We start from the raw sequence: 23317 nt of genomic DNA, 5'->3' as shown, positions 1-23317 counted from the left end.
CGTGGATTGTAGAAAATAGGGAAATAGGGGGTTGTAACTCAACATTCATGTTGATGGACAATGGGTTTGGTTAAAGATGAGGGAATAAGGGAATAGGGAGAAGTAGCAGTAGCAGTTCATATACATTAATTAAATAATTGATATGAAATTTATTATCACATTAACTAAAGGTGAAGATAATTATATTGTAGTTGAGTGTCCATCATTACCAGGCTGTGTATCTCAAGGTAAAACCAAAAAAGAAGCTTTAAAAAATATTAAGGAAGCTATTGAGTTAAGCATAGAAACCAGAAAAGCGCATAATTTGCCTTTACCTTGTAGAATATTTTGTTGAATTACTTTAATGATAATCAACTTTGTAAACAATGGCTAACAATTATCTAGTCGGAATCTACGATGATGAGGAAGTTCTCCTCAAAGCTGTAAAAGAAAGCCGTAACAAAGGCGTAAAGCTCCATGAAGCTTATACACCATTTCCTGTGCATGGATTGGATAAAGCGATGGGGCTCAGAAGATCAAGGATAGATATTGTGGCGTTTTTGTTCGGAGCCACCGGTACTTCTCTTGCGCTGCTGATGCAAATATGGATGCTGGGCTTTGACTGGCCTATGATCATTGGCGGTAAATCGGGTATCCCTTTGCCTGATTTTATACCTGTTGCTTTTGAAATGACCGTATTGTTGTGTGCTTTGGGAATGGTAGCAACTTTCCTTTTAAGGAGCTGGCTTTTGCCTGGTGTGAAAGCAAAAATGTTTGACGTCAGAAGTGTTAATGATAAATTTGTTTTGGCAGTTGAACTTGAAGCAAATGATCTGGATGCAAAAAAGATCACTACAATTTTAAAGGATACAGGTGCGGCTGAAGTTAATAAGAAAGAAATGTAACATATAATATAACGATTAACGAATTTCAATATGAACAAATATCTGTACTATATTATTTTTTTCAGTTTCGTAATACTGACCTCCTGCCAAAAGGATCCGGGTGACCCGGGTATTGAATTTGCGCCTAATATGTATCACTCAATTCCCTATGAACCTCTTAAAAAAACAGAAGTTCAAGCCAACTCTGATGCAAGTAGAATGCGGGAACCTGTTCCTGGCACGATTGCCCGCGGACAGATGCCTTATCATATACCTAAAGACAGCTTTGAACTGGCTGCAAGAACTTTAAAGAATCCAATTTCGCTGACTGATGAAATACTGGAGGAAGGTAAAGTATTGTATTCAAGATTTTGTGTTCATTGCCATGGAGAAACCGGGCAAGGGGATGGGCTTGTTGGTGTTGTTTTTAAAGGCGTTGCTGCATACAATAAAGGCAGGGTAAAGAATCTGGCAGAAGGACATATTTTCCATACCATCACCTGGGGAAAGGGCAGGATGGGGTCTCATGCTTCGCAGCTTAATCCACAGGAAAGGTGGAAGATCGTTCATTATGTTCAAGCATTGCAGAAGCAGAAGCAGTAGGCAATAGGTAGTAGACAGTTGACAATAAACAATAAACTATGACAAATAATCAATTACGTTTGAAAAACCAATTTAAATAATCATGAAAACAATTACAGTAAAAATACAAGATAACGATTATTTTAAGTATGGATTGAAAAAAAAATATTAAATTTGATCTTTGCAGACTTCGTTTACCGTACCATATTGGGGATATAAGTCTAAGAATTGCACATACGTTAGCAACCATTTAAAAAAAATAATAACCAAAATCTAAAATCATGGCAAAAGAAAGAAATGCTAAAAAAAACATAAAAAAGAAGCCAGCTAAAACAATAAAAGAAAAAAGGGAAGAAAAAAGGGAAAAAAAGCATAGAAATAAATAATTAGATGTTCCGCATCGTTTTATTCTGGTGGCGCTTTTGAATATCAATGGGATAAAACTAAGGGGGGTGACCTTAATACTATAGATGAATGGGAATCAAAATCCAGAGAGCTTGTTTTTTGGGTTTATGGAGGACACCGTTGGCGGTATTCTTCAAAATCTTTTCTAAATAATAGTTAAACCAATAAAGTGATTTTTTTATAACTATCTCATGGAAGAAAAATTTGAATTTACAAAAAAGGCTAAAAAAAGCCTGATGACAATGATCGGTGCCGGTATCTTATTGGTGATACTCGGAATTGTATTAATGAACGTTGGCGGTCACGGTGAGCATGAGGGAGGAGAAGCTCTAAATCATGTTCTCCACTGGTCAAAAAGACTATGGGCGAATCTTTGGCTCAATAATGTCTGGTTTACAGGTATAGCGCTTATTGGTGTGTTCTTCCTTTCTATGCAATATGTAGCATGGGCAGGATGGTCGGTGTCAATAAAGCGAGTCCCGGAAGCTTTTGGCTACTTTTTGCCTGTTGCAGGTGTACTGATGCTAATTATATTTCTTGTTGCAAACCATGACCTGTTTCATTGGACACACGAATATCTTTATGATAAAAACGATGCAAGGTATGATGAAATACTCGATGGAAAGAGTGGCTTTCTGAATATGCCATTTTTTACTTCCAGGATGGTAGGATATTTTGTATTATGGTTCGGGCTGTTCTGGTTGATCAGAAAATATTCTCTTACGGAAGATATTAGTGGCGGGCTTGAACATTTTAATAAGCTAAGAATGATCTGCGCTTTTTTTATGGTAATTTTTGGCGTTACCTCTTCTATGGCTGCCTGGGATTGGATCATGTCCATTGACGCTCACTGGTTCAGCACCATGATCGGGTGGTATGTGTTTTCAAGCTGGTTTGTTTCAGGGTTGTGCTTTATTACATTGATAGTAATATATCTCAAACAAAATGGCTATTTGGCAATCGTAAATGAGAACCATATTCATAACCTGGCTTTATTTGTATTTGCTTTCAGCGTTTTCTGGACCTACCTGTGGTTTTGTCAATTCTTCCTGATCTATTATGCCAATATCCCCGAAGAGTCAATTTATTTTGTACAAAGGTTGTTGAGCGATCAATATGCTCCATGGTTTTTTGCCACCCTGATCATTAACTTTATCTTTCCCTTCCTGGCATTGATGACAAGAGATTCGAAGCGCCATATGGCAATAGTGAAAATTGTTTGTATGTTAGTTCTTTTCGGTCATTGGCTGGATTTTTACCTGATGGTGATGCCCGGCACCGTACACGAACAGGGAGGTATAGGTTTTATGGAAATAGGCGTTACAGTGATTTATATCGGTATTTTTCTATATACTGTTCTTTTTGCGCTTTCCAAAGCATCGCTGATAGCGAAGCATCATCCGATGTTGGAGGAGAGTGTGCATCATACTGTTTAAATTTTCTTAATATTTTCAAATTCAAAATGATATGTTCAAAATATTGCTAATCATCGCTGCCATTCTGATCATGGTGATCTTACTGTTAGGTTACCGGACCCACACTCTCTTTTCTGTTCTACGTGGAAGTTTCAGAAAGCGGGTAGACAAGCTCAATAAGGTAAATGCTATTTTATTCCCGGTCATCATGGTATTAGGCATCGGATTATTATTCGGGACTTATGGAGAGTTCAGTTTAAAGTTTTTACCTGAATCCGCTTCTGTACATGGCCTGGTAACTGACAATCTGTTTTGGGTAACTACAGTAGTTACGGTTATTGCCTGGCTTTTCTTAAATACTCTACTTTTCGTCTTCCCTTACTTATACCAATATAAAGAAGGCAAAAGAGCATATTTCTTTCCTGATCATCATAAATTAGAGATCTTTTGGACAGTTGCTACTACAATTATGATCGTTATTATGGCATTCTACGGATTAAAAACCTGGATAAATGTGATGATGGATCCCCCTGAAGATCCTGTAATTGTAGAAATTATGGGCAAGCAATTTGCCTGGAAAGTCAGGTATCCGGGCCCCGATGGTAAATTAGGCAAATATGATTTCAGGCTTATTGATGAAACCAATGAAAACGGTGTAGACTTTACCGACAAAGCATCCCTGGATGATTTTAGTCCCCGTGAAATCCATATCCCAAAAGGCAAGCCTGTTATGTTTAAGATCAGGTCGCGGGACGTATTGCACAGTGTCTATGCACCTCATTTTAGGGTAAAAATGGATGCAGTGCCAGGTATGCCTACGAGGTTCTATTTTACTCCGAGAACTACTACGGAAGAAATGCGCAAGAAGCTCAATAACCCTGATTTTAAATATGAGCTCGCCTGTGCTGAATTATGCGGCAAGGGACATTTTGCTATGCGATATCTGATTTATGTAGATGAGGAGGAGGATTACTATAAGTGGCTCTCTGAACAAAAGTCATGGCTAAGTAAACATCCTGAATATCTGGAAAAAGTGCCTGAAAAATTAAGGAAATTTGTGTTAGGTATTGAAAGCCTGCCTGATGAAGCTTTAGCGCAGGAGGAAGTAAAAGGAGATGAAAGTGAGGATGAAGAAGAATAAGTAATAGATTTGTATATTTACATATAAAAATTTTTAACTTTGTACTTTAATCTCTAAACTTTAAACATGGCAAAAGCAGGCACAAAAACCCAGCAAATTGATACCAAAGAAGGAGACGGTTTTGCTCATATTGAGGAAAACGGACTTGGACACGATCACGATCATAAAAAAGAATCCTTTATCACTAAGTACGTTTTCAGCCAGGACCATAAGATCATTGGCAAGCAGTTTATGTTTACCGGTATCTTCTGGGCTTTGATCGGGGCTGCCCTGTCTGTTTTGATGAGGCTGCAGCTTGGTTATCCCGATATGGAAATGGGATTTCTCAAACCTATATTAGGGGCATGGATTCAAAATGGTAAGATCGACCAGGAATTTTATCTGGCCATGATCACCATGCATGGTACCATCATGGTGTTTTTTGTGCTAACTGCCGGATTGAGCGGAACCTTCAGCAATTACCTCATTCCCCTCCAGTGCGGCTCCCGCGATATGGCGTCACCCTTTATCAATATGCTCTCCTACTGGTTTTTCTTTGCCTCCAGTCTGGTTATGTTCTGGTCATTTTTTGTTCAGTCTGGCCCTGCGGCTGGGGGATGGACCGTTTATCCGCCCTTAAGCGCCTTACCCCAGGCTATTGCAGGTTCGGGATTGGGGATGACCTTATGGCTTGTCAGCATGGCCTTGTTTATATTGGCTATGTTAATGGGAGGCATCAATTATATCACTACGGTGATCAACCTCAGAACACCAGGGCTGTCTTTCGCTAAATTGCCTTTAACTATATGGGCATTTTTCCTCACTGCTATTCTTGGTTTACTATCATTTCCTGTATTGTTTTCAGCATCTTTATTATTGATCTTTGACAGGAGTTTTGGGACCAGCTTTTACTTGTCAGAAATTTATATCGCAGGAGAAGCGCTCCATAATATTGGTGGAAGCGCTATTCTGTTTCAGCATCTGTTCTGGTTTTTGGGCCATCCTGAAGTTTATATTGTTATGCTGCCGGCATTGGGCATCACATCAGAGATCATTGCTACCTGTTCAAGGAAACCTATCTTTGGATACAAGGCAATGGTTGGTTCGCTTTTGGCCATTGCGGGTCTCTCATTTATTGTATGGGCGCACCATATGTTTATAACAGGTATGAACCCGTTTCTGGGGTCAGTCTTTATGATCCTCACTTTCATCATAGCCGTTCCTTCTGCCGTTAAGGTATTTAACTATATCGCCACTCTGTACAGGGGGAATATCATTTTTACGCCTGCATTGCTGTTTTCTATAGGCCTTGTTTCCGTATTTATTTCAGGCGGCTTAACAGGGCTTTTCCTGGGTAGTCCTGCCATTGATATTCAACTGCACGACACCTATTTTGTGGTTGCTCACTTTCATATCGTGATGGGTATGTCTTCTTTATTTGGTGTAATAGCAGGTGTTTATCACTGGTTCCCCAAGATGTTTGGCAGGATGATGGATGAAAAGCTTGGGTATTTGCATTTCTGGCTCACCTTTGCTTCTGTTTATTTGGTGTTTTTCCCCATGCACTATATTGGTATGGCAGGGGTTCCAAGGAGATACTATTCCTTTACCGGCTTTGATGCCTTTGATAAATTTGCAGACCTGAATTCAATGATCAGTATGTTTGCTTTCGTTGCAGTGAGCGCTCAATTGATATTCTTGTTCAATTTCTTCTACAGTATTTTCAAAGGACGCAGAGCGCCACAAAATCCCTGGAACTCCAACACGCTGGAATGGACTGCCGATCCCAAGCCAATTCACGGCAACTGGTCAGGTGAAATTCCTACCGTTTATCGCGGCCCTTATGATTACAGCAAGCCCGGGGCAAAGGATGACTTTATACCTCAAAATGTCCCTTATTCAAAAACCAAAGAATCCAACACGCCTGAAGAAAATGAGAAGATAGCTTTGGAAAAAGACCTGGCGAAAATTGTACGTGAGGAAGAATGGACGTAATTGAATTTATTTGCTATTTTATTTTCTTCAAAAAAATATCCTGCCCGTAAGTCACATACAACCCGTGGGAAAATTCTATTTTATCATTAACAAAATCATAATAAGGTTCAAAGCGGAATACCAGGAATATATTGTCTGTTATTTTTACATCATGCATGAACCTGAGAAAAAGCAATTGACGTACCCCCTCATACTCCCCCTGTTTTTTACTTGATACTGATTGATACAACTTACCACCATATTCAGCGATATACCTTTCTCCCTGCCAATAGCTAACCATCAGCGTTAGAAATTTTGTTTTTAATGCGAGGTTGAGGTAAATGCCGGTTCCTTCATTAAATGCTTGCCTTTTTGTTAATGAAAAATCCTTATAATAAACAAAATAATTATCAGTGCGAAGATCATAAAACACCTTTGAGCCTAATCTCTTATCAATAGAAAACCCCACGGCTGTATTAAGTACAGATAATAGCGGTGTGGTATTTGTATCAATCTGTCCGCCTTTATGATAGGCAAAAAATTGAAAAGGTATTTCAAATGTCAGATTTTTATTGCGAGGCGAAGCCGACCTGTCCCGCACCGCAGGTCGGGAAAGGTTCCCTTCATTTGTATTACTATCTTGTTTTTTTAATAATATAAAATTTGTCGATAGCCCTCCTGATACTTCTTCTTGAAAAGGAGAATCCCGGTATATCATTTTTTCCCAATCTATCCAGGCATCGAAGTACAACCAATTTTTTTTCAAAATAAGCTGAGCTCCGTGTTCCAATCTGTCAAGCATGATTTTTTCAAAATCATAAATGGGTTCTATCAGCCTGTGATTGAGGCTCCCGGTTAAATTCCCGAAGAGAAAACGGAGATCGTTTTTCTTAATCGTTATTGTAAAGGTAGGAGCTATTTGAGAAAACCTGTCATTGCCAAAGTCTTTCCACAAAAATATGCCCCCATCAATGCGGACATTGTCAGAAGGGTAATAAATAAGCGCTGGATTGAGCTGAAAACCGAACAAGGTATAGCCATCGGCTATTTTATTGAAGTATTCATTGTTCTTTGCAAAATTAAGGTTATTGATACCAAGATAGAGCTTGTTTTTAGTATTAGATGCAATTGTTATTTCATCGTAAAAAGCGCTGTTGTCTAATTGGGCTGGTACGGGATTAATTAAAAAGATAGACAGGAAAGTAAGAAATAATAATTTTTTCATTATGATTGTTTTCATACGTTTATTCTTACTCTTTCTTTAAGGATATGGGCTGCTTGATATCCTATTCTGACTGTAAATTTAAGAAATTAAAAATTAAAACCAAAAAAACATTTTGCTAATTATTTTTATTAAAGTAACTTTACCCCGTTGTATAATTTCATATTTAAAAAACTAACTAAAACCATGAGCACAAACTCAGAAAAATCCGAAAAGCTTAAAGCCCTGCAGCTCACCATAGAAAAACTTGAAAAATCTTACGGTAAAGGCACTGTGATGAAGCTTAGTGATGAGAAGGTACAGGATATGCCTGTTATCTCTACGGGCTCCATAGGTCTTGACATGGCGCTTGGAATAGGCGGATTACCCAGAGGCAGAGTGATAGAGATTTATGGCCCTGAATCTTCAGGTAAAACCACACTTGCCATGCACGCTATTGCTGAAGCTCAAAAAACCGGAGGCATTGCTGCTTTTATAGATGCCGAGCACGCCTTTGATAAACTTTATGCCGAAAATTTAGGCATCGATACTGAAAACCTGCTTATATCACAGCCAGACAACGGGGAACAGGCGCTGGAAATTACCGAGAACCTTATCCGTTCCGGGGCAATAGATATCCTGGTCGTTGACTCAGTGGCTGCCCTGGTGCCCAGAAACGAAATAGAAGGTGAGATGGGAGACAGCACCATGGGCCTCCAGGCACGGCTGATGTCACAGGCATTGAGAAAATTAACCGGAACTATTAATAAAACAGGCTGCAGTTGTATCTTTATCAACCAGCTAAGGCAAAAAATAGGCGTATTTTTCGGCAACCCTGAAACAACCACGGGCGGCAATGCCCTCAAATTTTATGCTTCTGTACGCCTTGACATTAGAAAGATAGGCCAAATCAAAGATGGACCTGATAAAATTACCGGTAACCGTGTAAAAGTAAAAGTTGCTAAAAATAAGGTTGCTCCTCCTTTCAAAACGGTAGAATTTGACATTATGTATGGAAAAGGCATTTCAAAAGAAGGTGAGTTGGTTGACCTGGGCGTTGAACTGGATATCCTTCAAAAATCCGGCTCATGGTTCTCATTTAAAGGTAGCAAGATCGGGCAGGGCAGGGACAGCGTTAAAGCAATGCTGCCTGATAACCCCGAATTAATGGAAGAATTGGAAAATAAGATAAGAGAACAATCCCTGCCTACACTTACTGAAACTGAAAAAATACCCGAAGAACCCGAACCGGTAGTAACAGATACAGTAGAAGAAAAAGTTGATGGGGAACCAGATAAAGTGAATCAGTAGAACTTTCAAATTACAAATCTTATTTTTAAAACTGAGTCCACTCTAAAAAGTCTTTTTTGCCACAAAAGCACAAAAACACTAAATCCCACTAAAAATTAACTAATTGATTTTCAGGGTTTTGTGGGATTTAGTGCTTTGGTGATTTAGTGGCATTTTTATTTTTCGGACTTTTTAGAGTGGACTCAAAACTCAAAAATGAAAGATACAAGTGAACTTATATTAATGACAATATTATTTTTAGTTATATCTTTAGAGCAAATAGAAATAACTTTAAGAATAATTGGTGCAATTATATTTATTATCGTTGGTATAATGTCTATTATTAAGTTTATTCATTATTTTATAGACAGAAAAAAAGAAATGAAAAATAAGAGCATTGAGCATAGCGAACGTTGATCCGCTATGCGCTCCCTAGTGTAGCGTTTCATAAAAAGGATAACATTTAACCTATATTATTCCTAAACTTTAAGATGAAACAAATAAAATCCCAAATCCAAAGCTCAAAATCCAAAATAAATCCCAAATGAAAAATCCCAAAAAGCCGTATGATTTGAGAGAGCGATTATTGCTATTTGGAAAAAGGATGCTCGAAATATGTAAATTGCTTCCCAAATATCCTGAATGTGCCAGAATACGTGGACAATTGGGCGCTTCGGGAACTTCTGTAGGCGCTAATTTTGAAGAAGCCGATGGGACTTTGACTAAAAAGGATTTCATAAACAAAGTGGGGATATCCAGGAAGGAGGCTAAGGAAGTCAGGTTTTTTCTGCGGACAATAAGTGGTACTTACCTGAATCCCAATGAAGTTGCTGCTGATATTCAGGAATCCGAAGAGATCATAAGTATTCTAAGCACTATCATTAATAAGTCATCAGGAGGCAGACAATCGTGATTGGTGGTTTTGTTTTTGGGATTTTTCATTTGGGATTTATTTTGAGCTTGGGATTTTGAAATTGGGATTTATTTTGAACTTGGGATTTTGAAATTGGGATTTTATGAATAATTGAGGATAGTAATTATTTTTGGTGTATTATTTTAGTGAAACGATATACTAATTACCCGGGACGCCTTAATACTCCATCAACTGTTTAGTATATACACTATCACCCACTCTTAATTTCAGGATATAAACCCCCGAAGAATAACCCAACCCTTTAGCGCTAAAACTATACCGGTAATTCCCGCTGTTTTGTTCACCGTTAACCAATACCTGTATCTTTTTGCCCAAAACATTAAATACTTCTAAGAGCACATCTGCTTTTTCAGGTAAAGTATAGCTTATCTGAGTCACACCCGAATATGGATTGGGAAAAACCTGTACCGGGCGAAGCGAGGTACCCCCCTCAGTGATCCCCGTAGGCAATAGCCTGTTGGATACATTTGACCTGGCTGAATTGTAAACTAACACCTTACTCAGATTTGGATCACAGCCCGTAGGGTGCTTTACTTCAACAACGTAATAGAGGTCTTCATTAGGAGGCGGTAAAGGATCAGTAAAGGAAGTAAGATTGCTTGCCAGCGCGCCCAATGTATCCCAGCCTGTTAATGCTGTATATCTAAGAACATAATATGTGGAAAATGAAAAATCTCCTTCATAATGATCCCATATCAGGTTTATTGCAGGGGGTATTCCTAAATTTATATTTAGATGCATCGTCTTATGGTCTGCACTTAATTCTGATTCATTTAGGCATGAATCTACCACCTGCATCTTATACCTCCACGATCTGATCGTTGGGTCTGACAAAGTATCTACAAATATGCTTAAGGTGTCAACAGGTACGTTTCCTATCCAGTAATAATTGTTAATTTGAGAGCTTTCTTTGTAGATGTTGTAAGATTTAACGCCCTGTGTTTGTGTTTTCTCCCATACGATCAGGTTCTTGCCCGTAGCGCTGTCAACCGTGACAAGACAAATTGAAGCTTCTACTGAAGGTATTCCTGATATGTGAGCGCTTGCTGTTGCTATACAGTTGTTGGTATCGGTTACAGTTACATTATACGTTCCTGAAGATACATTTACCAGGTCTTCATTGATAGAACCATCTGACCATAAGTAGGTAAATATCCCTGACCCGCCTGTTAAGCTGATATAAATTGAACCTAAAGAAGCGCCACATCCTCCATCAATGATAGAATCTATGGTGATCGTTGCTCCACCTGCGTTGCTTACAGCAGCGCTCGCGGAATCTGTGCATCCACTAACATCTGTAACGGTTACAGTATAAACATCTGCTGCCAGGCTGTCTGCATCGGGCAGCGTATCTCCGCTTGACCAGGAATAAGTATAGCCACCGTTTCCACCACTTACATTCACCGTTGCACTTCCATCGTTATTGCTGCAAATGGCATCGGTGGTGGTTATTAATAAGCTCAGTGCGTCAGGTTGGATAAGCGTAACGCTTTTATTGGCAATGCAACCGGCAGAATCTGTAACCGTCAGTTCATAAGGCCCGGCAACCAAACCTGTGATAACCTGTCCGGTGCTTCCGTTTGACCACTGGTAAGTAAAAGGCGCTGTTCCGCCTGATACACTCACAGCAATTGAACCATCTGAACCACCATTACAGGTAATATCATTTGCTGCCACCACCGTGATAACTGGCCCGTTATTGTCGCTGATGATGGCAATCTCAAAGCTTGAGCAACCATTGTCGTCTGTAACGGTTACAACATAAATACCTGATGCCAGGCTGTCTGCAAAGAGAAGGGTATCACCGCTTGACCAGGAATAAGTATAAGGAATAGCGCCATTGGACACATTTACCGTTGCACTGCCATCTGTGTTGCCGCAAGTCGAATTTGTTGGAGTGATGGCCAGGGTCAATTCAGGGAGTGACCCAACTATTGCAGTGGCTGTATCAGTACAGCCGGCAGAATCAGTTACAACTACGTTATATTCACCTGTACAGAGGTTATTAGCTATGGGATTTGTTTGCCCTGAAGGATCATTCCACTGGTAAGTTCCTGTTCCTGCGGTTATAAATGCAGAAGCTACGCCATCACATAGTTCAATACATGAAGCATCAATTATGCTTGTTATGACAACTATTAAGTTACCGGTAATTGAGATCATAACACTGTCAGTTGCTGTGCAGCCATTCGTATCGGTAACGATCACCGTGTAGGTACCAACAGACAAACCCATGATATCCTCAGTAGTATCTCCGTTAGACCAGTTGTATGAAAGCGGGGCGCCACCGGAAGCTGTCAGGTCAGCAGCCCCATCATTAGCTGCGGTACAGCTTAGATCTGTGCCTGTAATACTTGCAGTGGGTAAAGCATAGACCGTTATAATTGTCTCTGCTGAGGTATCGCTGCATACACCATCTGATGCTATTAACCTGAATGCATAAGTGCCGGGTATAGGCGCTATTATAAAAGCATTTGTATCTGTACTTAAAGTAATACCATCTACCTGCCACAGGTATGAAGTCGCTCCGGTACTTGTATTGGTAGAAAAGGCAGTATCGCCTACACAGCCAACAGTATCGCTTACTGTATAGCTTGCTGTTGGTATTGGATGTACTAATATTTGTCGTACAGCAGTATCTTTACAGATCGGAAAACCGGTAGCGATCAATCTAACGGTATAAATACTATCAATCAGGCTTGCTGTATTGGTAAATATATGGGTAGGATTTGTATCATTAACTGCCGGACTTCCGTCTCCAAAATCCCACAAGTAGCCATTATCCGCACCTGTTGAGGAATTTTGAAAATCAACCGTAAAAGGATGACAGCCGGCCGTATCTGGCGAAGCAGTAAATGCAGCAGTTACCGGTGGTAAAACCGTAACTGTTGCTGAAGCTGTATCCCTGCAGCCAAAAACATTCTCTATAATTATGGTTGGATTGTAAAAAACAGGACTGGCGGTAACATTGGTATAAATATGGGTGAGACAGGTATCTGATAAGGTTGTATCATAAGTCATATCCCCAAAATACCAAAAGAGTGTATCGGCACCGGTTGTAGTAACACATAGCGTATTATTAAGCGGTGTACAGCCAATAGAGGTTACGGTAAATGAAATGATAACAGGGTTTGAATTTAGCATTAAAGTGGTTGCAATGATGCTGTCGCAGCCATTCACCGCTGTGAGCGTATCGGTATAAGTTCCCGCTGCGCTTCTGTATGTTCCATTGATTAAAATGCTGTCTCCTGAACAAATTGCTGCGGATGCAGGAGTACCCGTAACAGTACAGACGCTATAAACCCATGCTGCTCCTGTATCGGTATTATCACGATATCCTCCCACGATAGCCGTATTCCCATCGGATGAAATGGAAACAGAGTAACCTTGATAAACGAGTGAACCAACAGCCCCTGTGCCGACCAATTTACTTCCTTGCTGTGTCCACACACTGCCGGAGCGGGTATAAACCCACGCTGCTCCTGCATTGGTACTATCACGATGTCCTCCCACGATAGCCGTATTCCCATCGGATGAAATGGAAACAGAGATGCCTTGATATGCAGCGCCCGCAGCACCTGCGCCGACCAATTTACTACCTTGCTGTGTCCATACTCCACCGGAGCGGGTATAAACCCATGCTGCTCCTGCACTGCTATTATCAAACCGTCCTCCCACAATAGCCGTATTCCCATCGGATGAAATGGAAACAGAGATGCCTTGATTTGCAGCGCCCACAGCCCCTGTGCCGACCAATTTACTTCCCTGCTGGGTCCACACTCCGCCGGTGCGGGTATAAACCCATGCTGCTCCTATACCGCTACTATCACCAATTCCTCCCACGATAGCCGTATTCCCATCGGATGAAATGGAAACAGAGGCGCCTTGTTGAACGTTAGAGCTCACAGCCCCTGTGCCGACCAATTTACTTCCCTGCTGTGTCCACACGCCGCCGGAGCGGGTATAAACCCATGCTGCTCCTGCAAAGCTACTATCACCATCTCCTCCCACGATAGCCGTATTCCCATCGGATGAAATGGAAACAGAGGCGCCTTGCTCTGCACCGCCCACAGCCCCTGTGCCTACCAATTTACTTCCCTGCTGTGTCCACACTCCGCCGGAGCGGGTATAAACCCATACAGCTCCTGCAGCAGAATTATCTTGATATCCTCCCACGATAGCCGTATTCCCATCGGATGAAATGGAAACAGAGATGCCTTGAAATGCAGCGCCCGCAGCCCCTGTGCCGACCAATTTACTTCCCTGCTGTGTCCACACTCCGCCGGTGCGGGTATAAACCCAGGCTGCTCCTGCCCAGCTACTATCACCTAATCCTCCCACGATAGCCGTATTCCCATCGGATGAAATGGAAACAGACCAACCTTGTCGTGCAGCGCCCACAGCCCCTGTGCCGACTAATTTATTTCCCTGCTGTAAGCCAGGGTAAGGTGTTGGTGTAACCGTAAAATTACTGACACTTATTGCTGTGCCTCCTGCTGTGGTAACAGATACAGCGCCTGTAACAGCGCCGGGCATTACCAAGCCTACTAATGTGGTTCCGATATTGGATACCTCTATGGCAGTAGCTCCGCCAATGGTAAAAGCCGTGGGGATGCTTAGATTAGTGCCTGTAATGGTTACCAATGTGCCTACTGCACCCGATGAAGGGGTGAAGGAGGAGATGGTGGGGGGGGGCTGTGCAAAGCAGTTGAAAGTTTGTAAAGTTAGAAAGTAGAAAGTTGCAATGGCAACTGCTGCGTGGAAGAGATTTGATTTTTTCATGGTTTTAGGGTTTTAAATGATTTTATGGAAAAAGTTTTTTATAAAAAATATTTCGGTGTCCGAAACGGGTAAACCAAACGGTGTTGCTTCTGATGATAACGCCAATTCTATAATCATCTGCTATACGGATTCTGTAATGAGTTGTGTATTTACGCATTTTTTTCAGATTTTGAATTTGGGTTACCGATGAAGCATTTTTTACATTCATAACCGCTTTGTGCACCGCTTCAATAATGAGCCGGTTGTTTGTTTCAAAATCCCTTTTAAAAGAACCTTTATACTTTAATTCCATTCTTCCGGAATATTTCAAAAATTTCTTCTTCGGAGACATCCTCACTTTTCATTCCTTCGTCAATCCACTGCGCTATCAGGTCTTCGTCTTCTTCCCGTTCTAAAACACGCGTTTTCAAACGATGTTTTTTAAATAAACTCAAAAAATAGTTTTCTTTTTTATCGGGGATTTTTAAAACTACTGTTGTCATTGTTTTATATTTTTAAAATCAGACAAAGATAAAGAATTTAATCAAAGCCGGCTTTTTGAGACCAGGTGCCTTGTGATTTGAAAAAAACACTGCAATATAATACACAATTACTAAAAAACCTGATAAAATCTCATATTTTCTTTAAAAACACTAAAACATCGGCTTGCCAAACAAATCTAATTAAGATTTTAGGATTTAATGAATATTTGTAATGTTCATCATCTTTCCATTTTTCGGGATTGTTTTTGATGTACGTACGGATTTGTACCAGGTGTTCATCGTTTATAACTACAGGAATATTTTTTTAAAAGAATGAAAAGAATACCATAACCCCGCACACCCCGCACATAAAATTTATGTGCGGGGCACATAAATTATTGTTATGTTTGCTCAAAATATGTTAAACATTATAATTGCAAAAATGGATTAATTATTAATTTTAACAATACAGTTGTGGATTTCAGATTTTTGTAAATTTTGGTTTTTATTTCATTGTTCTTTTTTTACTAAAAAATACTATATTTGTGCTTTAACAAAATTTTTTATTATGGTCAATAAAAGAATTTTATCTGTTATTGTAGCATTGGTTTTATTGTCAACTGTCAACTGTCTGCTGTCTACTGTTTCATTTGCCCAGAAATCAATCAAAGAACAGATCATTGAAGCTGCCAAAAATAAAAAGAAGGAAACAATAAAATCGATAAAATCGATAACAAAGCCATGCAGGAAATATGAAGGTCTGTTTACGTTGTATCAGGACACGACAAATGGAATACTCTATATGTTAATTCATAAAGATGAATTAAATAAGGAGTATATTTATTTCAGCCACACCGTGGAAGGTATTCTGGATGCACGGCATTTCAGGGGGGCTTACAGGGGAGCAAAAATATTCAGGATAAAAAAGTACTTTAACAAGATCGAATTTATTTTGGAAAATACCGGCTATTATTTTGATGAAAAAAATCCATTAAGCCGGGCTGCTGACGCCAATATTAACAGGGCTATTCTTGCAAATCAAATAATTGTTGGAGAAAACAAGAACAAAACAGAGTTTCTGATCAAAGCAGATGATATTTTTCTCAAAGAGAGTATGCAGCAGGTCAAGCCTTCTCCAAATCCAAAAGACAAACAAGCGGCTACACGCTTTAATTTAGGTAAGCTGAGCAAGGGAAAAACCAAATATGTCAGGATAAAAAACTATCCAATGAATACCGATATCGTTGTAGAATACGTTTATGAAAATTTTTATCCTGTAAATTACGGTCGTAAAGCTGTTACGGATGCTCGCTTTGTGAGTGTTAAAATCCAGCATAGTCTCTTAGAAGTGCCTCAAAACAACTTTGTACCCAGATTTGATGATCCGCGTGTGGGATATTTCACCAGTCAGGTGGATAATATGACCTCAGTGAGCGCCACACCTTACAGGGACCTGGTCCACAGGTGGCATCTGGAAAAAAAGCGTAAAAAAGCAGACCTCTCTGTACCGGTTGAACCGATAGTTTGGTGGATTGAAAAAACAACACCGAACGAGTTCAGAGATATAATTAAGGAAGCTGCCCTTGCATGGAACGAAGCTTTTGAAGCAGCAGGCTTTTTAAATGCAATCGAGGTAAAGATCCAGCCTGATGATGCAACCTGGGATGCGGGTGATATCAGGTATAATGTTCTGAGATGGACTTCATCACCCAATCCTCCCTTTGGAGGATACGGCCCCAGCTTTGTCAACCCGAGAACAGGGCAGATCCTGGGCGCTGATATTATGCTGGAATTTATTTATATGACCAATCGTTTCAAGTATGAAAAACTTTTTGAAAGCGTGTCCACCTCGCCCCCTGGCCCCCTCTCCACCACAGGTCAGGAAGGGGAAGATATTATCCCCGGAGTTAAAGGAGGGCTGGCATACTGCTCTTTTGGTGATTTCTTACATCAGGAAAAGCTATTCGGGATCTGTGCACTGAAGGCGAATGATCTGTCAGAAATGGAAAATAAAGAATTGGTTAAACAGTCATTATATGCCCTGATTTTGCATGAATTGGGCCATACTTTTGGCCTGAACCATAACATGAAAGCCAGCCAGCTTCATTCACCCCAACAAATAAACGATAGAAATTTAACATTAGAGATCGGGCTTACCGGTTCTGTAATGGATTATTCACCTGTGAATATTGCCCTTGATAAAGAGAAACAGGGGCTTTATTATGATGTTAAACCAGGACCCTATGACAAATGGGCGATTCTATACGGTTATTCTGAAGCATTAGATGACCCGGAAGCAGAAAAGCAGCGATTAGATAGTATCCTGTCACGCTCTACTGATCCGATGCTGGCATTTGGCAATGATGCTGATGATATGCGCAGCCCTGGTTCCGGTATAGATCCAAAAATAATGATCGGGGATATGTCTGGTGATGCTATTACCTATGCCATAGACCGGATAAAATTAGTCAACAACATTTTCTCAAACCTTAAAGAAAAATACAGTACTGAGGGGCAGTCTTATCATGAATTGAGAAGCGCTTACCTGATCCTGACACGCGAATATTATGTTGCTGCGAAAGTGATCTCAAGATATATAGGAGGTGTATATATTGACCGTGCTATGGTAGGACAGCAGGGCGCTTCCAAACCCTTTACACCGGTAAGCTATGAAGAGCAAAAAAGAGCTATGAATGCTTTGTCAAAATATGCATTTGGTATAGATGCATTCAATTTCCCCGCTGATTTATATAATTATCTGCAAATACAAAGGAGGGGGTTCAATCATTTCGGAAAAAATGAAGACCCCAGGATCCACGAAAGGATCTTAAATATTCAGAAAGATATCTTAAACCATCTTTTGCATCCGAATGTACTAAAAAGAATAACTGACTCTGAGTTATATGGCAACAAATACAAGCTATCTGAATATATGTATGATCTTACAAAAGCCATATTTAGAGATGACAAGGGCACTGTAGTGAATTCTTTCAGGCAAAATCTGCAGATTGAATACATTGAACGCCTAATTAACATCATCCCGGGTACCAGTGGCAAGAAATCTCAATACGACAATATATCACAATCCTTAGCCCTTTTTCATTTAAATCAGATCAAAGTTACGTTATCTGCTGCCGAATTTACAAATACGGTAACAAAAGCTCATCGTGAACATATTTTGTTTTTAATTAAAAAAGCGTTGGATATAAAGAAGTAAAAATTATGCCACTAAATCAGTAGACAATTGACAATTGACAGCAGGCATATTGTCAATTGTCTACTGTCAATTGTCAATTTCTTTAGTGGGATTTAGCGCTTTAGAGATTTAGTGGCAAAAAAAGACAACTTTTGTGAGCCAGGAAAAAATTTTGATCATCGGAGCTTGCGGGCAGATAGGCACCGCACTAACCATCTGTTTCAGAGATGTTTATGGCGTTGATAACGTAATAGCATCTGATATTATACAATCAAAGCAGCTGATAACCGAATCGGGAATATTTGAAATACTTGATGTTTTGGATGCTGACCGGCTCAATGCAATCATTGACCGGTATCAGATCACGCATATATATCATCTTGCAGCTATTTTATCAGCAAGCGGGGAAAACAGGCCAAAATTTGCCTGGAAATTGAATATTGACGGGTTGATCAATGTACTGGATGCCGCAAAGGAGAAAAAGCTGAAAAAAATTTACTGGCCAAGCTCTATTGCCGTATTCGGACCCAACACACCAAAGGATAATACACCACAAAGCACTATCATGGAACCTGCTACTGTCTATGGTATAAGCAAGCTGGCAGGAGAGCGATGGTGTGAATATTATTTTAAAAAATACGGAGTGGATGTAAGAAGCTTACGCTATCCCGGTCTGATCGGTTATAAAGCACTGCCAGGAGGGGGAACCACTGATTATGCGGTAGATATTTTCCATAAGGCTACAAATAACGAGCACTTTGAATGCCCGCTTTCAGAGGATACTTTCCTGCCAATGATGTATATGCCAGACGCAATTAAAGCAACTATAGACTTGATGGGGGTAAATAAAGAAAAAGTAAAGGTCCGTTCTGCCTATAACATAACTGCCGTTAATTTCTCACCCAAACAACTTGCAGATGAGATAAAAAAACATATACCCGCTTTTACCATTTCCTATAAACCAGACTTCAGACAGCAGATCGCAGACTCCTGGCCTAAGAGCATTGATGACACTGCAGCCAGAAATGACTGGGGCTGGCAGCATGAATATGATTTGGTGAAAATGACAAAGGATATGATTGATAATTTGGAAATGAAGTAATTTTGTAATTTGGATGTTGTATATTTGATAATTGATTTTTATTTTTGATATTATCCAATATCTAATAGCCAACTACCAATACTTACGCCCATGAAACGATTAATCACAGTAGCACTGGTTTTAGTGTTTCAATATAAAGCAGCTTTTACACAAGACGTAGAATATAGTACACCCATAAATATTAAGAAGGATACTGCTGAACCAATCAGCGCAATGAAATTTATCATTGCTACTGACGGTAGAAAATCATTTATTACTGATCAAAAAGCAAAAATGGGAGGGATAAAGCTCGGATTGGAGTATGAGGGGAAAATAAGAGCCGGGCTGGGATTTTATTTCCTGAAAAGTTTTAAAACTAAAAAAGATACTGTTGAAATTGAGTTTAACTATTTAGGCCCCTACTGGGAATTTTTAATTTTTAAAGAAAAACGAGGAGAAATAAGTTTACCCTTACAGTTTGGGTTAGGTGGCATTAAAGCATATAAAGTCGAAACGGGTAAGGTTCTTTTCGATAAATCAGTAGGAGTTGTTACATTTTCATTGACTGGTTATTACAAATTTTTTACCTGGCTGGGAATTGGAGGAGGATTAGGTTATAGAAGGATGCTGACAAAAGAAACGATCGTTAAAAGTGAGTTTAATGCACCAATCTATATTGTTAAAATAAAAATATTTTTGAAGCCAATGCTTCAATTACTAAGCACTAAAAGCGGTGTTGATAAAGGAAAGTGCCTGGGCTGCTATGGATGTATGGGGTTGTTTTAGTGCAAAGAAATAGAATGGAAGTTTGATCATAGAAATTTTAACGTATAAATCAACAGAAAATATGAAAGTATCTGAACTACCCCATGGCAAAAGCGATGGCAAAGTCCCCCCTTTGGGGGGATTTAGGGGGGCTTTATCCAATACCACCCGCATAGACCAGGTAGGTATAGAAGAACGCGCGGCAAGGTTTTCAAAGCGCAGCATAAAAAAAGATTCCAAGATAGCCGGGCTGAAGCTGGTGCTGAGCATGATTGATCTTACAACGCTGGAAGGCATGGATAGTCCCGGCAAAGTGAAACAATTGTGCTATAAAGCCATGCATTTGCATGATGCTTTGGATGACCTGCCATCAGTAGCTGCAATCTGTGTTTATGCTACGCTTGTCAGGGTGGCAAAAGCCGCATTGAAAGGCAGCGCCATCAAAGTGGCCTCAGTTGCCACGGCATTTCCAAGCGGGCAGGCGCCATTGGAGGTAAAAATTGCCGATACAAAATTTGCCGTGCAGGAAGGGGCCGATGAAGTGGACATGGTCATTTCAAGGGGTAAATTTTTGAAAGGAGAATACAATTATGTGTTTGACGAAATTGCAGTAATAAAGGAAGCATGCGGTAAAGCCCATTTAAAGGTGATCCTGGAAACCGGCGAACTTTCTACCCTGGATAACGTACGGAAAGCAAGCGAGATCGCCATGCATGCCGGTGCAGATTTTATCAAAACATCCACCGGCAAGATCACCCCTGCAGCAACAATGCCCGTTACCCTGGTCATGCTGGAAGCCATACGGGATTTTTATTATGAAACGGGTAGGATGGTGGGCATGAAACCTGCAGGCGGTATTTCCAAAGCAAAGCTGGCGTTACATTATTTAGTGATGGTGAAAGAAACATTGGGCAGTGCCTGGCTCTCACCAGATTGGTTCCGTTTCGGTGCAAGCAGGCTGGCAAATGATGTGTTGATGCAGATAGTGAAAGAGAGAACGGGAAATTATCAGTCATTGGATTATTTTTCGAATGATTAACGTAGATAAACAAATTCAGTATTGGGTAAAAGGAGCAGATTCAAATAGAAAATAATTTAACTTTTAGGTTGCTTTTTACGTTGAATTATGTCAGGCAAAGAATTGAAAAAAATGTTTGTACAAAAATATATTGCAGATATTAAAAAAGAAAATAACCACTTTACCGTTTCATTTCCTAAATAATTTATACCATGGGAAAAATCGAAAAAAACCTGCCTGTTTACGCAGATAAAGGTAAAATCAATGTCATAGCATTGTTTGATAGCGGTGCTGGCCGGTCACTTATTAGAAGAGATGTTGTTAATAAGGTTGTTCAACATTTATTAAAACTGCACAAACCAATTATCTTTAATGGGGTAAATGGCAAAGAAGCTTTCTCCGCCAGCAATTATTGTGGTATTGAAGTTGAAATGAAAGGAAAACTTCTAAGCGGCCTCTTCTATATCATTGATAAGATGCCCCGCGAAATGATCATTGGGGTAGATTTTATGCAAGGCTGGGATATTAAGCTGGATCTTAAAAATGAAGACTATACAGTCGGATTAGATCCCCAGGATGTTGAAATTGCTAATTTTTAAAAATTAATCATGAATAACAAACAAAACAACTTAACCCTAAACTTCAAAACCGGCTGGAGCTACGCCCCTGCCCCCGAGCAAACCGATCATATCAAGCTAAAAAAAAGGTATGATCTTTTCATCAACGGGAAATTTGTTAAGCCTGCCAGAGGCAAATATTTTGATACGATCAACCCGGCTAATGAAGAAAAAATAGCAGAGGTGGCGGATGCTACGGAGGAAGATGTCAATAAAGCCGTTAAAGCTGCCCGGAATGCTTACGAAAATAGTTGGTCTAAAATGCCGGCTAAAGAAAGAGGCAAATACATCTACCGCATAGCCCGCATGATCCAGGAAAGAGCAAGGGAGTTTGCCGTGATAGAATCCATGGATGGCGGGAAGGCGATCCGCGAATCAAGGGATGTGGATGTTCCGTTAGCTGCCAGCCATTTTTTCTATTATGCCGGTTGGGCAGACAAATTGGAATATGCTTTCCCGGGAAGGAAGCCGGCATCAATCGGGGTTGCCGGCCAGATCATTCCCTGGAATTTCCCAATATTGATGGCAGCATGGAAAATTGCTCCTGCCCTGGCAACAGGTAATACCGTAGTGTTAAAACCTGCTGAAACAACGCCATTAACTGCGTTAAAGCTTGCTGAACTTATCCAGGAAGCTGATCTGCCTCCGGGAGTGGTAAATATTATTACAGGAGCAGGCAAAACAGGCGCTGCCATCGTTAACCATCCCGATATTGATAAAATTGCCTTTACGGGCTCCACTGAAGTGGGTAAGATCATTCAAAAGGCGATTGCAGGAACAAACAAAAAGGTTACGCTGGAATTAGGAGGCAAAGCTGCCAATATCATTTTTGAAGACGCTGCCATTGACCAGGCCGTAGAAGGCATTATCAACGGCATTTTCTTCAACCAGGGACATGTGTGCTGTGCAGGCTCCAGGTTGTTTGTACAGGAATCAATCGCTGATACAGTTATCCGTAAGCTCAAGGACAGGATGGAAACGCTTATAGTAGGTGATCCGTTGGATAAAAATACCGATATTGGAGCTATTAATTCTAAAATGCAATTAGACACGATCAACAAGTACCTCAAAATTGGGTTGGATGAAGGAGTTGAGTTGTATCAAACATCTTGCTCTTTACCCAATAAAGGTTACTGGTGCAGGCCTACCTTGTTTCTGAATGCATCGCAGTCGCACAGGGTTGTACAGGAAGAGATTTTCGGGCCGGTACTGGCCGTTCAAACTTTCAGAACGGTGGAAGAAGTGGTGGAAAAAGCCAATAATACCCCCTATGGCTTATCTGCCGGTGTGTGGACCGACAAAGGGGCGAAGATATTTAAAGCTACCAGCCAGATGAGGGCTGGCGTTGTGTGGGCAAACACCTACAACAAGTTTGATCCTTCTTCACCATTTGGCGGCTATAAAGAAAGCGGGTTTGGACGTGAAGGAGGGCTGCATGGGTTGTTGGCTTATTTGAGATTGAATTAAAAAATAATGGTTCTGTTTTATAATATTGTGGAATATCTTATAATTACGATAAATAAGTGTGCAATAATGTGCATTATCTATACATTTTGCTGTTTATGCGAATGTAAATGACTGAATATGTGCGCAAAACAAAAATCTACATTATA

Annotated in this window: 19 protein-coding genes; 15 read left to right on the top strand and 4 right to left on the bottom strand. The window is 40.2% G+C overall.

Annotation, left to right across the window (positions count from 1 at the left end):
• Window positions 1-142 precede the first annotated feature (142 nt).
• The 6 genes from FVQ77_05675 (at window position 143) to FVQ77_05650 (ending at window position 6380) form a co-directional block, all read left to right on the top strand.
• Window positions 143-334 carry a type II toxin-antitoxin system HicB family antitoxin gene (locus tag FVQ77_05675; protein ID MBW8049820.1) on the top strand — a complete coding sequence of 64 codons (192 nt, stop codon included), beginning with the start codon at window positions 143-145 and terminating at the stop codon, window positions 332-334.
• A 31-nt stretch (window positions 335-365) separates the two neighbouring features.
• Window positions 366-884, top strand: coding sequence for a DUF3341 domain-containing protein (locus FVQ77_05670; protein ID MBW8049819.1), 519 nt, complete (start codon window positions 366-368; stop codon window positions 882-884).
• Between the two features lie 30 nt (window positions 885-914).
• The gene (locus FVQ77_05665; protein MBW8049818.1) at window positions 915-1466 is read left to right on the top strand and encodes a cytochrome c; all 552 of its coding nucleotides are present in this window, start codon (window positions 915-917) and stop codon (window positions 1464-1466) included.
• Window positions 1467-2041: 575 nt separating this feature from the next.
• Window positions 2042-3286, top strand: a complete 1245-nt coding sequence (locus FVQ77_05660) for a quinol:cytochrome C oxidoreductase (GenBank protein MBW8049817.1) — start codon at window positions 2042-2044, stop codon at window positions 3284-3286.
• Window positions 3287-3317: 31 nt separating this feature from the next.
• The gene (locus tag FVQ77_05655) at window positions 3318-4406 is read left to right on the top strand and encodes a cytochrome c oxidase subunit II (GenBank protein MBW8049816.1); all 1089 of its coding nucleotides are present in this window, start codon (window positions 3318-3320) and stop codon (window positions 4404-4406) included.
• A gap of 66 nt (window positions 4407-4472) precedes the next feature.
• Window positions 4473-6380 (top strand): cytochrome c oxidase subunit I, encoded by a 1908-nt coding sequence (locus tag FVQ77_05650; protein ID MBW8049815.1) that lies wholly within the window; start codon window positions 4473-4475, stop codon window positions 6378-6380.
• A gap of 13 nt (window positions 6381-6393) precedes the next feature.
• Here FVQ77_05650 and FVQ77_05645 read toward each other — a convergent pair whose 3' ends face one another.
• Window positions 6394-7599, bottom strand: coding sequence for a hypothetical protein (locus tag FVQ77_05645; GenBank protein MBW8049814.1), 1206 nt, complete (start codon window positions 7597-7599; stop codon window positions 6394-6396).
• A 168-nt stretch (window positions 7600-7767) separates the two neighbouring features.
• Here FVQ77_05645 and recA point away from each other — a divergent pair, with 168 nt between their 5' ends.
• The 3 genes from recA to FVQ77_05630 all read left to right on the top strand — a co-directional run bounded on the left by recA (window position 7768) and on the right by FVQ77_05630 (window position 9763).
• Window positions 7768-8871, top strand: coding sequence for a recombinase RecA (gene recA, locus FVQ77_05640; protein MBW8049813.1), 1104 nt, complete (start codon window positions 7768-7770; stop codon window positions 8869-8871).
• Window positions 8872-9066: 195 nt separating this feature from the next.
• Window positions 9067-9267, top strand: coding sequence for a hypothetical protein (locus FVQ77_05635; protein ID MBW8049812.1), 201 nt, complete (start codon window positions 9067-9069; stop codon window positions 9265-9267).
• A 127-nt stretch (window positions 9268-9394) separates the two neighbouring features.
• Entirely contained in the window at window positions 9395-9763 is a 369-nt protein-coding gene (locus FVQ77_05630; GenBank protein MBW8049811.1) for a four helix bundle protein, read from the top strand.
• 177 nt (window positions 9764-9940) lie between these two features.
• On the opposite strand, the gene FVQ77_05625 is transcribed toward FVQ77_05630, so the two are convergent.
• Genes FVQ77_05625 through FVQ77_05615 form a run of 3 tightly spaced genes read right to left on the bottom strand, consistent with a single transcriptional unit; the run spans window position 9941 to window position 15048 of the window.
• Complete coding sequence (locus FVQ77_05625; protein MBW8049810.1) at window positions 9941-14566, bottom strand: T9SS type A sorting domain-containing protein; 4626 nt, start codon at window positions 14564-14566, stop codon at window positions 9941-9943.
• Between the two features lie 22 nt (window positions 14567-14588).
• Window positions 14589-14858 (bottom strand): hypothetical protein, encoded by a 270-nt coding sequence (locus FVQ77_05620; protein MBW8049809.1) that lies wholly within the window; start codon window positions 14856-14858, stop codon window positions 14589-14591.
• Window positions 14842-15048, bottom strand: coding sequence for a hypothetical protein (locus tag FVQ77_05615; protein MBW8049808.1), 207 nt, complete (start codon window positions 15046-15048; stop codon window positions 14842-14844). The genes FVQ77_05620 and FVQ77_05615 overlap by 17 nt, the downstream gene beginning before the upstream one ends.
• 547 nt (window positions 15049-15595) lie before the next feature.
• Between FVQ77_05615 and FVQ77_05610 the strand changes: the two genes are divergently transcribed.
• The 6 genes from FVQ77_05610 (at window position 15596) to FVQ77_05585 (ending at window position 23171) form a co-directional block, all read left to right on the top strand.
• Window positions 15596-18244 (top strand): DUF5117 domain-containing protein, encoded by a 2649-nt coding sequence (locus FVQ77_05610; protein ID MBW8049807.1) that lies wholly within the window; start codon window positions 15596-15598, stop codon window positions 18242-18244.
• Window positions 18245-18377: 133 nt separating this feature from the next.
• Window positions 18378-19325 (top strand): NAD-dependent epimerase/dehydratase family protein, encoded by a 948-nt coding sequence (locus FVQ77_05605; GenBank protein ID MBW8049806.1) that lies wholly within the window; start codon window positions 18378-18380, stop codon window positions 19323-19325.
• 90 nt (window positions 19326-19415) lie between these two features.
• A complete protein-coding gene (locus tag FVQ77_05600; GenBank protein ID MBW8049805.1) occupies window positions 19416-20090 on the top strand; it encodes a hypothetical protein in 675 nt (224 codons plus the stop codon).
• A gap of 61 nt (window positions 20091-20151) precedes the next feature.
• On the top strand, window positions 20152-21108 hold the full coding sequence (gene deoC / locus FVQ77_05595) for a deoxyribose-phosphate aldolase (GenBank protein MBW8049804.1): 957 nt from the start codon (window positions 20152-20154) through the stop codon (window positions 21106-21108).
• A 191-nt stretch (window positions 21109-21299) separates the two neighbouring features.
• Window positions 21300-21686 carry a retroviral-like aspartic protease gene (locus FVQ77_05590; GenBank protein MBW8049803.1) on the top strand — a complete coding sequence of 129 codons (387 nt, stop codon included), beginning with the start codon at window positions 21300-21302 and terminating at the stop codon, window positions 21684-21686.
• Between the two features lie 9 nt (window positions 21687-21695).
• Window positions 21696-23171, top strand: coding sequence for an aldehyde dehydrogenase family protein (locus FVQ77_05585; GenBank protein MBW8049802.1), 1476 nt, complete (start codon window positions 21696-21698; stop codon window positions 23169-23171).
• The last annotated feature ends 146 nt before the right edge of the window (window positions 23172-23317 follow it).

Source organism: Cytophagales bacterium (genome assembly GCA_019456305.1).
Lineage (GTDB): Bacteria > Bacteroidota > Bacteroidia > Cytophagales > VRUD01 > VRUD01.
The sequence above is the reverse complement of the archived record's forward strand: the minus strand, read 5'-3'. Positions and strand labels throughout refer to the sequence as shown.